Origin of the sequence: Psychrobacter sp. Pi2-51, assembly GCF_904846665.1 — a bacterium.
In the GTDB taxonomy this organism is placed as follows: Bacteria; Pseudomonadota; Gammaproteobacteria; order Pseudomonadales; family Moraxellaceae; genus Psychrobacter; species Psychrobacter glaciei.
Map to the genome: position 1 here is coordinate 1 of NZ_CAJHBP010000042.1, position 10,111 is coordinate 10,111.

10 protein-coding genes are annotated in these 10,111 nt (G+C 40.6%); 4 read left to right on the forward strand and 6 right to left on the reverse strand.

Translation table 11 applies throughout. The annotated features are described in order from the left end of the window. Nucleotides 1-112 precede the first annotated feature (112 nt). Both JMY08_RS13530 and JMY08_RS13535 read left to right on the forward strand, forming a co-directional pair. Nucleotides 113-550, forward strand: a complete 438-nt coding sequence (locus JMY08_RS13530) for a YeeE/YedE family protein (protein ID WP_201593718.1) — start codon at nucleotides 113-115, stop codon at nucleotides 548-550. Nucleotides 551-623: 73 nt separating this feature from the next. After that, complete coding sequence (locus JMY08_RS13535; protein ID WP_201593719.1) at nucleotides 624-1,043, forward strand: DUF6691 family protein; 420 nt, start codon at nucleotides 624-626, stop codon at nucleotides 1,041-1,043. Nucleotides 1,044-1,189: 146 nt separating this feature from the next. Here JMY08_RS13535 and JMY08_RS13540 read toward each other — a convergent pair whose 3' ends face one another. After that, nucleotides 1,190-2,854, reverse strand: coding sequence for an AMP-binding protein (locus JMY08_RS13540; RefSeq protein WP_201593720.1), 1,665 nt, complete (start codon nucleotides 2,852-2,854; stop codon nucleotides 1,190-1,192). A gap of 290 nt (nucleotides 2,855-3,144) precedes the next feature. Between JMY08_RS13540 and JMY08_RS13545 the strand changes: the two genes are divergently transcribed. Next, nucleotides 3,145-5,280 carry an NADPH-dependent 2,4-dienoyl-CoA reductase gene (locus JMY08_RS13545; RefSeq protein WP_194620690.1) on the forward strand — a complete coding sequence of 712 codons (2,136 nt, stop codon included), beginning with the start codon at nucleotides 3,145-3,147 and terminating at the stop codon, nucleotides 5,278-5,280. A 74-nt stretch (nucleotides 5,281-5,354) separates the two neighbouring features. On the opposite strand, the gene JMY08_RS13550 is transcribed toward JMY08_RS13545, so the two are convergent. Then, nucleotides 5,355-6,716 carry a HEPN domain-containing protein gene (locus JMY08_RS13550; RefSeq protein ID WP_201593721.1) on the reverse strand — a complete coding sequence of 454 codons (1,362 nt, stop codon included), beginning with the start codon at nucleotides 6,714-6,716 and terminating at the stop codon, nucleotides 5,355-5,357. Nucleotides 6,717-6,898: 182 nt separating this feature from the next. Here JMY08_RS13550 and JMY08_RS13555 point away from each other — a divergent pair, with 182 nt between their 5' ends. Further along, nucleotides 6,899-8,101, forward strand: a complete 1,203-nt coding sequence (locus JMY08_RS13555; protein ID WP_201593722.1) for a serine hydrolase domain-containing protein — start codon at nucleotides 6,899-6,901, stop codon at nucleotides 8,099-8,101. 72 nt (nucleotides 8,102-8,173) lie between these two features. On the opposite strand, the gene JMY08_RS13560 is transcribed toward JMY08_RS13555, so the two are convergent. The 4 genes from JMY08_RS13560 to JMY08_RS14095 form a co-directional block, all read right to left on the reverse strand. Next, complete coding sequence (locus JMY08_RS13560; protein WP_201593723.1) at nucleotides 8,174-8,335, reverse strand: hypothetical protein; 162 nt, start codon at nucleotides 8,333-8,335, stop codon at nucleotides 8,174-8,176. 54 nt (nucleotides 8,336-8,389) lie between these two features. Further along, nucleotides 8,390-8,839 carry a hypothetical protein gene (locus JMY08_RS13565; protein WP_201593724.1) on the reverse strand — a complete coding sequence of 150 codons (450 nt, stop codon included), beginning with the start codon at nucleotides 8,837-8,839 and terminating at the stop codon, nucleotides 8,390-8,392. 397 nt (nucleotides 8,840-9,236) lie between these two features. After that, nucleotides 9,237-9,806, reverse strand: coding sequence for a hypothetical protein (locus tag JMY08_RS13570; protein WP_201593725.1), 570 nt, complete (start codon nucleotides 9,804-9,806; stop codon nucleotides 9,237-9,239). A gap of 107 nt (nucleotides 9,807-9,913) precedes the next feature. Next, nucleotides 9,914-10,111 (reverse strand): hypothetical protein (locus JMY08_RS14095; RefSeq protein ID WP_227679693.1); only part of this gene is annotated, 198 nt, incomplete at its 5' end.

Genomic DNA, 10,111 nt, shown 5'->3' on the forward strand with positions numbered 1-10,111 from the left:
ATTTTATAATATAATGTTTTTTAATAAATCGAAAGTTGTCATATGAGTTGTTCTCTTATCGATGAATTAAGCAACTAAGCAACTAAGAAAACAAGCAAGCTAGGTAAATATTATGAATATACAAATAGACTGGCAAGCATTTACGCCAATCTCCTTAGTGGGTGGTCTGATACTGGGTGTAGCGACGGTCATTCTGCTATTAGGTATTGGGCGTATCGCTGGTGTCAGTGGTATTTTCTCAAATCTGCTTAAACCCAAGCAAGTAGAGATGTGGCAGGTATTGTTCATAGTTGGCATGGTTGTCTCGCCAATACTATATGGTCTGGGAAAACCGTTACCTGATATAGAAATCAGTACTTCCTTGCCATTATTAATTGGGGCGGGATTACTGGTTGGTTTCGGCACGCGCTTGGGTTCTGGCTGCACGAGTGGTCATGGTATCTGCGGTAATGCGCGTCTGTCACCACGTTCTATGGCAGCGACGGTGACCTTTATGTTGTTTGGTATTGTGACCGTCTATATTGGTCGGCATAGCTTGGGCTTGATTTAAACAGCGCCATAGACAGAACGTTGCGCTGACAGTGCTTGATACTATAAATAGAAGAGAATAGCGAGACACAACCATGCTAAAAAATATAATTGGATTACTGGCTGGATTATTATTTGGCTTTGGGTTATTGATATCTGGTATGACCGAGCCTGTTAAAGTGCAGGGATTTTTGGACGTCTTTGGTGCGTGGGATATTTCACTCGCACTGGTGATGGGCGGTGGTCTTGCAGTAGCGATAGTCGGTGTGCAGCTGGCTAAGCGCCAACAGACCAGCTGGATTGGCACATTAATTGAGATGCCAAATAAAACCGTTATTAATAAAAAACTGCTTATCGGCGCAATGCTGTTTGGTATTGGTTGGGGCTTGGTTGGTATTTGTCCAGGACCCGGTATCGTGCTGCTTGGGACGGGACAATGGCAAGCGTATGTCTTTATCCCAGCGATGATAGTAGGCATGCTAATTTATCAATGGCTTGAACCTAAACTTAATTAACATGAGCTTGGTTGATAGCTCTCAAAAATATTATAAGAAATAATTGCTTTACTCATGACAGTGTAAAAAAAAGGGTCAGTCTAATAAATTTAGACTGACCCTTTTTATTTAATGGCTATTTAATAATCATTAAATGTTGAAAAACCCTACTTGGCGCTTGCTGTGACTTTAGGCGTTTCATGTGCCAATGATTTGGCGGCTTGGCGCAGCTCAAATTTCTGTACTTTACCCGTACTGGTCTTTGGAATTTCGGCAAAAACAATATATTTGGGCACTTTAAAGCCCGCTAAATGCTGCTTGCAATGTTCCATGACGGTATCGCGCTGCAAGGTGCTACCTTCATGGATTTCGATAAAAGCGACGGGGACTTCACCCCATTTATCATGTGGCGCGGCGACGACAGCACAGCTTTGGATTTCAGGCATTTTATATAAGACGTTTTCGACTTCGATGCTAGAGATGTTTTCCCCGCCTGAGATGATGATGTCTTTGAGTCGATCCATGATTTTGATATAGCCATCAGGATATTTGACGCCCAAATCACCGGTACGGAACCAGCCATCAGCAAAGGCTTCTTCGGTCGCTTTACGGCTTTTTAGATAGCCTTTCATGACCATGTTACCGCGCAGTGCCAGCTCGCCCATTTCCTCACCATCAGCGGCAACGGGTTCAGTCGTGCCTTGTTTGAACACGTCAAATCCCGTCATCAAATGTGACGTCACCCCTTGACGGGATTTTTTCTGCGCGCGGCCAGCGACATCAAGCGTATCCCATTCTTCTTGTTCTGCGCAGACGGTGACGGGCCCATAGACTTCAGTGAGACCATAAACGTGGGAGATGTGAAAGCCCATCGCTTCCATGGCTGCGAGCATGGTCTCAGATGGCGGCGCACCAGCGACCCAGCCTTTGACCGTATGAGTGATGGCTTCTTTATATTCAGGTTTGCCGCCCGCAATCATATTGTGCACCACAGGCGCTGAACAATAATGGCTGACTTGATGTTTGGCAATCAACTGCAATATCAAATCAGCATCAATGTTCCGCAAGCAGACATTGACCCCAGCGCGCTCAGCGATCGTCCACGGAAAGCACCAGCCATTGCAGTGAAATAATGGCAGTGTCCACAGATACATTGGGTGCTTTGGCATGTCCCAATCTAAAATATTAGAGACCGCATTGAGGGTCGCACCGCGATGATGATAGACCACGCCTTTGGGCTTGCCCGTCGTGCCAGACGTATAGTTTAAGGCAATTGCATCCCATTCATCTGCTGGCTTTTCCCAATTATCTAAGCTGTCTGAGCTGGCAATCAATGCTTCATAGCTCATTTTTCCAAAGCGCTCGACATCGATAGCGTTGTCTGTCGCATGAATGACGATTAGGTTAGGAAAAGTCTCATCGATAATCTCAGCATAATCAGCAAACTCACTGTCTAAAATCAACACTTTGGCTTCTGAGTGCTGTAAGCAAAAGGTAAGCGCATTGATATCGAGACGGGTATTTAAGGTGCAAAGTACACTGCCTGACATGGGCACGCCAAAGGCACATTCGACCATCGCTGGGGTGTTGGGCATCATGACCGCGACGGTGTCATTTTTATCAATACCCAGTTTACGTAAGCCATCCGACAACTGCCTGCAACGATCGTAGGTCTGTTGCCAAGTCTGCGTGAGGTCATTGTGCTCTAGGTCATCATAGATAATCGCAGTTTTGTCAGGATAAACTTGTGCACTGCGAATGATAAAATCGATGGGGGTCAGCGGTTGATAATTGGCAGGGGTTTTGCCGAGACCTGTGTGAAAGTCAGTCATGGAGATAGTCCTTTATCGTACTTTGAGTTTGGCTATTTTTATAGCTCAGGGTTTTTCTATTGATAATTAGCCTTTATTATAGCCAAAGGCGTGGCAAAGTTAGGCTGATTTTGTGGTTTTTACTTAACCAAATACCATAAAATTGCGCGATTAAAGAGGGTTGTCGATATAGTGCTCACTCATCAGTCGCTCGTCTGCGTAGCTGATAATAATAGCGGTGTGTTACGATACCAGTCATGTAAAACTGTAAACTGTGTTTAGATCAACAAACCATTCATAAGGAAAATGATATGACCGCCAGCCGCACTGCCAATTCTATTGAGACCGCTAGCACCAATGAGCACTATCCACATTTATTTGAGCCGTTAGACTTGGGCTTTACCACGCTAAAAAATCGCTTAGTGATGGGGTCGATGCATACAGGTCTCGAAGACCGTTTTTATAATTACGGTAAACTGGCAGCATATTTCGCAGAGCGTGCCAAAGGCGGCGTGGCGATGATGATTACCGGTGGTATTGCGCCGAATCGTGAAGGCTGGTTGTCGCCTGTTGGTGGCACGATGAACACCAAAGCTGATGTGATTAATCATCAGCGTGTCACTCGTGCAGCACATAAGTATGACAGCAAAATCATCATGCAAATTTTGCACAGTGGACGCTATGGTTATCAACCGTTTGTGGTGTCATCAAGTCCGATAAAATCACCAATCTCGCCATTTAAACCGCGTAAGATGAGCATTAAAAATATCGAGCAAACGGTAAAAGATTATGCCCGTTGCGCAAAGCTTGCTAAGCAGGCGGGTTATGATGGTGTCGAAATCATGGGCTCAGAAGGGTATTTGCTGAATCAGTTTTTATCGCGCCATGTCAATAAACGGACGGACGAGTATGGCGGTGACATTCAAAATCGTATGAAGTTTGCAGTTGACGTGGTTAAAGCGGTGCGAGAAGCTGCCGGTGAAGATTTTATTATTCTATTCCGCTTATCAGTGATTGACTTGGTCAAAGACGGTAACGTCATGGACGAAGTCATCACTGTTGCCAAAGCGTTAGAAGAGGCGGGTGTGACTATCATGAATACGGGCATCGGCTGGCATGAAGCTCGCATTCCGACGATTGTCACTAGTGTACCGCGTGCGGCGTTTGTTGATTTTACCGCTGAAATTAAAAAACACATCAACATCCCAATGATGGCGGCTAACCGTATCAATATGCCAGAAACCGCTGAAGAGATTGTCGCTAGTGGTCAGGCGGATATGATTCAAATGGCGCGTCCATTCTTAGCCGATGCCCATTGGGTTAATAAATCCAAAAATGGTCAAGCCGATCGCATCAATACCTGTATCGCCTGTAACCAAGCTTGCCTCGATCATACTTTTGCCAATAAACGCTCAACTTGTCTGGTCAATCCTCAAGCCTGCTACGAGACTGAATTGGTTTATAAGAAAACCAAAAAACCTAGAAAGGTCGCAGTCATTGGTGGCGGTGTCGCTGGCATGTCAGCCGCTCACGTCGCCGCGCTACGTGGTCATAAGGTCACGCTATTTGAAGCAAAAGATATCTTGGGCGGGCAGTTTAACTACGCCAAAGTCATCCCGGGTAAAGAAGAATTCTTTGAGACCATTCGCTACTATATCAATGAGCTTGAGCACTTAGGCGTTGAGATTAAACTCAATACCAAAGTCGATAAAGCCATGCTAGAGAAAGCCAAATTCCACCATGTCATCGTCGCTACTGGTGTGGTGCCTAGAAGCCTCGCAGGTAAGCTCGAAGGTGCGGATTTGCCACAAGTGATGAGCTATGCTGAATTGCTCTCTGGTGAAAAATCAGTTGGTGATACCGTCGCCGTCATCGGTGCTGGCGGTATTGGTTTCGATGTTAGTGAGTATTTGACCGCCAAGCATGGTCAGCCGCTTGATGAGCTAGGCCCTGAGCTGTTAAAAGACCCAAGCTATCGTCCAAAAGCACAGTCAGTTAGCGAGTGGCGTGAAGAGTGGGGCGTAACTTCTGATACCGATTACCAAACTGAGGGTGGTCTGATTAAGCCTGAAGCCATCAAGCCTATTCGCCAAGTCTATCTGATGCAGCGTACCAAAGGTCGCTTGGGTAGTGGTCTGAATAAAACGTCGGGCTGGGTACATCGTGCTCATATCAAATCGCACGGTGTCATCCAAGTATCGGGTGCGCAGTACGATAAGATCACCAATGAAGGTGTTTGGATTACCAATAATCAAGGCCAAACTCAGTTGCTCCGTGTCGATAGCGTCGTGGTCTGTGCCGGTCAAGAGTCTGTGGTTGAGCTGATGCCAAATGTCGGTGATGCACCGGACGCGCAATACCATCTTATCGGTGGTGCCAAGCTTGCCGCTGAGCTGGATGCTAAACGCGCGATTCGTGATGGTGCTGAGGTTGCGGCAGCGATTTAAGGTTTGATTTAAAAGCTTAGTTCGAACATAGAAGCGGTGAGATTAATTATCTCGCCGTTTTTTTGGTTTGGTTATTATGAATTTATAACTTTATTTATTTTATATTGCTCATCTTCACATATTTCGGATATTTCAGAATACATATTTTTTAGCTTTTTTTCATAAGGGTTCAGATCTAGGCCTAACTTATAAAATCCTATACATGCAGAAAGTATAGCTGGATATGCAAGCTTAAAAGGGTCAAAACCTAATTCTGTATCATAAGTTTTGTAAATACTTTGTAATCCGTGAACAAAATTTGATCGTAACTTATATAATTTTTTAGCTTCATTATAGCGCTCGTCAATTTCGCCACGATATATAGCAATCAGACAGGAGACTCTACGACAAAAATTTTCTGTTATACCTTTGTTTTCTTCCTCATTTTTCATAGTGACTAGTCTCTCCATTGCTGTTACTAGCTTAACAACTTGAGCACTACTATTATTGTCTCTAGAAGCATCACCGAACCAATAAAAAGCATCAATTAGACGGTCAGCCAAATACTCTTTATTAGTAGGAGATGCTGCTCGTAATATAAGTTTTTTAATGACGAACCCTAAATCTGTTTTTAAGTCTTCTTCAAAATAGTTCCAAAAATCTTGTAAATCTTCGCCAAATGCATATGAACCACCAATCCAATATTCATCGCGACTACTGGCAATATAATGATTGATATTATTTTTGGTGGGATTATTCATTAAGTTTACTTGATTAGCTTTGATCTCATAAGAGGTAGTAAAAACTTTAATAACGCCATAGATAAGTGCTGCAACATTCTGCGCTCTACTTTCACTCATTTTATCTGAGCATTTTGGTATTGTAATACTAAGAAGACAATTGAAACTATCAGGGTTGTTGTTTTTTATAAAAAAATCATAGTAACTATTATCTTTGACTTTCGCATAAATATTATCCTTGTGAATTATTTTCGCACCACCTATCTGTATTTCTTTTTTAGGGCTGAGACTAGGTGCATTAAAGGGTAAGAAGTATGTAATATCCTTAGCTTCTCTATCTATATTTTTACGTACTTTTGATATCAACTTCATGCATCCAGACGTATCAAAGCTTCCATTATTTTTCAAATGCAAATACAGTGTATATCTGATTTCATAAATATATTCATTGACTGTTATGTTTTCTAGCGATAAACACTGTCTTTTAGCAATTTCACGTAGTTTCCTTTGAGCTTTAGAGGAAAGAAAGAACTGAACTTGATTTTGAATTGGTTCTGCAGCATTCTGAGGTGATTGTAATAGAGCTGTCATAAGGTCAATATCGCTATCAAACTCCTTTTTATACAATTCGGAAGAACGCTTAAAAATATTTCTTAAATTTTTTATCTCTTCAGAAATAATATTGAGGTCTTTAATGTCTTCATTAGTGGCACTCATGGGATGAAGTCCTTTTTTATAAAAATTATGATTTTAGCACGTGTAATTTGGGATTTTAGCCCAGCCTACAATCTAAACTCACTATTCAAAAAACCCCCTCCCAAGCCTCCCTATCCATGCTAAATTAAATCCTATCAACGATATTCATATCTATCAATCACGCCATAAAAAAGGATTTTATAATGGTAGTGTTAAAAACCCTATTTAAATGGATCGTTTTGCCTATTTTAGCGCTACTCATTATTATCAGCTTGGGCTTAGTAGTGACCGGTAATGCCTATATCTTCCGTGGTCTACAGCTCACTTATTTGAAAGGTGAAGCCACTGCCAATATTGATGATTATATCGATTTTGACAATCGGACTATCCGCGCAAAAGATGCTATCGAATGGGAAAAAAATTCCAATTTTGAGCAAGTCAAACTCACTACAACGTTGCAGAATGCTTTAGATACAGACCAAACGGTGGCCTTTGCTATTATCAAAGACGGCAAGCTACTGTACGAAAACTACTGGCAAGGTTATGGTAGCGATTCGCACACCAACAGCTTTTCGATGGCAAAAACCGTCACAACTATGCTCTATCTCAAAGCGGTGGAGGACGGCTATATCGGCAGCATTGATGAGCCGATTACCAAGTGGTTGCCTGAATATGCGGACAATCAATATGCGCAAAACTGTACCCTCGCAGATTTATCAGCGATGACCTCAGGCTATGATTGGACGGAGGATTACTACTTTCCAATTAACCCCACCGCAGAATCCTACTATGGTCATGACTTAGTTAAGCAAATGGTCAATCGAGACTTTGTCGAGCCATGTGGCGGTCAATTCGAATACTCGTCAGGCGATACGCAAATGCTTGGTATTGCTCTATCGCGTGCGTTAGAACCTCATGGCTATACCCTCTCCAGCTATTTGGAAGAGAAGTTTTGGCAGCCACTTGGTATGCAAGGTGACGCTTACTGGTCGCTTGACGGCTCAGAGAGCATTGAAAAAGTATATTGCTGTCTAAACGCCAGTGCGCTGGATTTTGCTAAATTTGGACAGTTATTATTAAATGGTGGCGAGTGGCAAGGTGAGCAACTGCTTAGCAAAGCGCATGTTGATTTTATGATTACGCCAAACGCGGGTGCATTTGCAGAAGGGCAGGCGCAAGTTTATGGACATTCAGTGTGGACGGATATGGACAGTCCGATTCCGTTTTATGCAATGCTTGGTCATTTAGGTCAGAGAGTATTAGTGTTGCCAGAAGAGAACGCAATCATCGTCAGGTTGGGCAAGCAGAAAGGTTTGCCCACACCAGTAGAAGGATTTAATTTAGAGCCAGATTTGGGTCAATATGTGACGGAGGTGAAAATGATTTTGGATGGTTTGGTGGAGTGATGGGGTTGTTAGATATTTCATAAACTAGTGGCTGTATGAGTTAAAAGCTACTGGCTCACACAGCCATCATTATCATTGGCTCATATCTTCAATATCACCTAATGTGAGACCAGTTTCTTGGGTGCTGTAGATAGTGATGCCTGTACCGTCGATTTTATCATCCATGACCAATCTACCAATGCGATTACTGGCTTCTTGATTGCCTTGGTCGGCGGCTAATAAATACCATTGCATTGCTTTTTGATAATCCTGAAAAAAATTTATTTACTTTCATACAAATAAGTTGCTTTAGTATTCATTACAGTCGATATTTGAGGAGTACTCAGCTCTTTTGATGTCTATAGCATTATCACCACTCATCCAGTTTCTTTTATTTTCTGGTATTTGTTTGCTATCCAAATAACTTTTAAATTTTATGAAATTCTCTGTTTCAAAACTATTACCGCTACACACATTAATGAAGAAGTACACAATATCGTCGCCTGTTGATGTTTCAAAATTTGTAGTTGACCCATAAACATAAGGTTCATGAACATACCAGCTATCAACGGCTGTAACTTTACCTGCAATTTTTTCACCTTTGTAGATTAATTGGTAATTTTCACTAGAGATATACCTTAGTTTTAATTTACCTAGAACTGGCGGTTGATAAACCTTATGATTGAGAAACAACAATATAGTTATAGTTAACAGACCAATAAATAACGGAACTAATAATTTTTTAGGTTTGTTAAACAATTTTTATCCTTGATTACTTTTTAATAGTTGTGCTTATATAGTTCGACCAATTTCCTGAAATTTTATAGATTGTACCGTTTGGATCTTAATTTCTTGATATTAAGTCAAAGGTATCATAAGAATCTTTAAACTCACTTCTAAAGAAATAGTTGATTTTCCAGTGATTCTGATATCACCTACTGAAATTGAATTGAGCAATGCCAAATTCGTATTTCTCAGTAGGGGTGATTTAACGATGTAGGTGTGTTTGATGGTTTCGCTGAACAAGTAGAAACTATCAAACCACTGGATAGCACTGTCGCTAGCAATATAGATTGAGTTAAGGTATAGAATTTTTTTTGATACATTAAAAATCCTTTTGTTAATTGTTATAGCTATTAAGCTCTAGGAAATAATATTAATTATTCAATTCTATAGCACTAGGATCTTCATATTTTTTTTCATTTAAGTCATAACAAGGTAAGCTGTAATCGTACTCAAGCTCCACCAAAGTACGTGCTTTAAATAAATCAATAAGATAATCATTTTGCATGTCGGTCATATACATAAAAATGGTAGCTTTATCCTTACATAGAATACGGACACGTTTGGCTGTTTTATCAGATCTACTTGAGGTATTAGCTATATAATCGTTTTTGTCAATTTTATCAGTCATATCTACCCAGCCTTCTTTGAGAAGAAAGCTATGTAAATGTAACAGTCTATTCTTATCAAACTCGGGGCTTGCATATCTGGATGTGTACCACACATCCCTATTAGAATGACTATGATCGCTTACTTTGAAGTTCATAAACTTAGCAATATTATCAAGTTCGGATATAAGCCAGCTTTCTTTCTCAACCAATTCTTGTTGGTATATTTCAAGCTCTTTATTTGATTCTAAGTCTACAGTCCATATAAATAAAATAATAACGAAAGCAATAAGTGAAATATCAGACAGCTTGTATTCTTTACCTTTTATTTTCACTGACAAACTTCCTACATGGTTTGATTTAGTATCGAATAACGCTATTTTTTATATAAGAAATAAAGTCGCAATAGATAATCCATACTAAATTTTTTTTAACAATCAAACTATGATCTATCTTTTTCAGTTAATATACCTTTATTGCTTTCTTGCGACTTTTTCCAACTGAAGCTTATAGTTTTAATAGAATTTGGATGAATGTTTTCATTTGAATTGATGTCGTAAAAGTGATTGATATAAACTAATTGATAGTTATTCTCTTTATCTATAAATAGATAATTGTTATTTAAGATATAATTCAAAGT

What these genes read in the sequence shown, in the direction of transcription:
- JMY08_RS13530 (WP_201593718.1), top strand. Translation starts at nt 113, where the DNA reads ATGAATATACAAATAGACTGGCAAGCATTTACGCCAATCTCCTTAGTG.
- JMY08_RS13535 (WP_201593719.1), top strand. Translation starts at nt 624, where the DNA reads ATGCTAAAAAATATAATTGGATTACTGGCTGGATTATTATTTGGCTTT.
- JMY08_RS13540 (WP_201593720.1), bottom strand. Translation starts at nt 2,854, where the DNA reads ATGACTGACTTTCACACAGGTCTCGGCAAAACCCCTGCCAATTATCAA.
- JMY08_RS13545 (WP_194620690.1), top strand. Translation starts at nt 3,145, where the DNA reads ATGACCGCCAGCCGCACTGCCAATTCTATTGAGACCGCTAGCACCAAT.
- JMY08_RS13550 (WP_201593721.1), bottom strand. Translation starts at nt 6,716, where the DNA reads ATGAGTGCCACTAATGAAGACATTAAAGACCTCAATATTATTTCTGAA.
- JMY08_RS13555 (WP_201593722.1), top strand. Translation starts at nt 6,899, where the DNA reads ATGGTAGTGTTAAAAACCCTATTTAAATGGATCGTTTTGCCTATTTTA.
- JMY08_RS13560 (WP_201593723.1), bottom strand. Translation starts at nt 8,335, where the DNA reads ATGCAATGGTATTTATTAGCCGCCGACCAAGGCAATCAAGAAGCCAGT.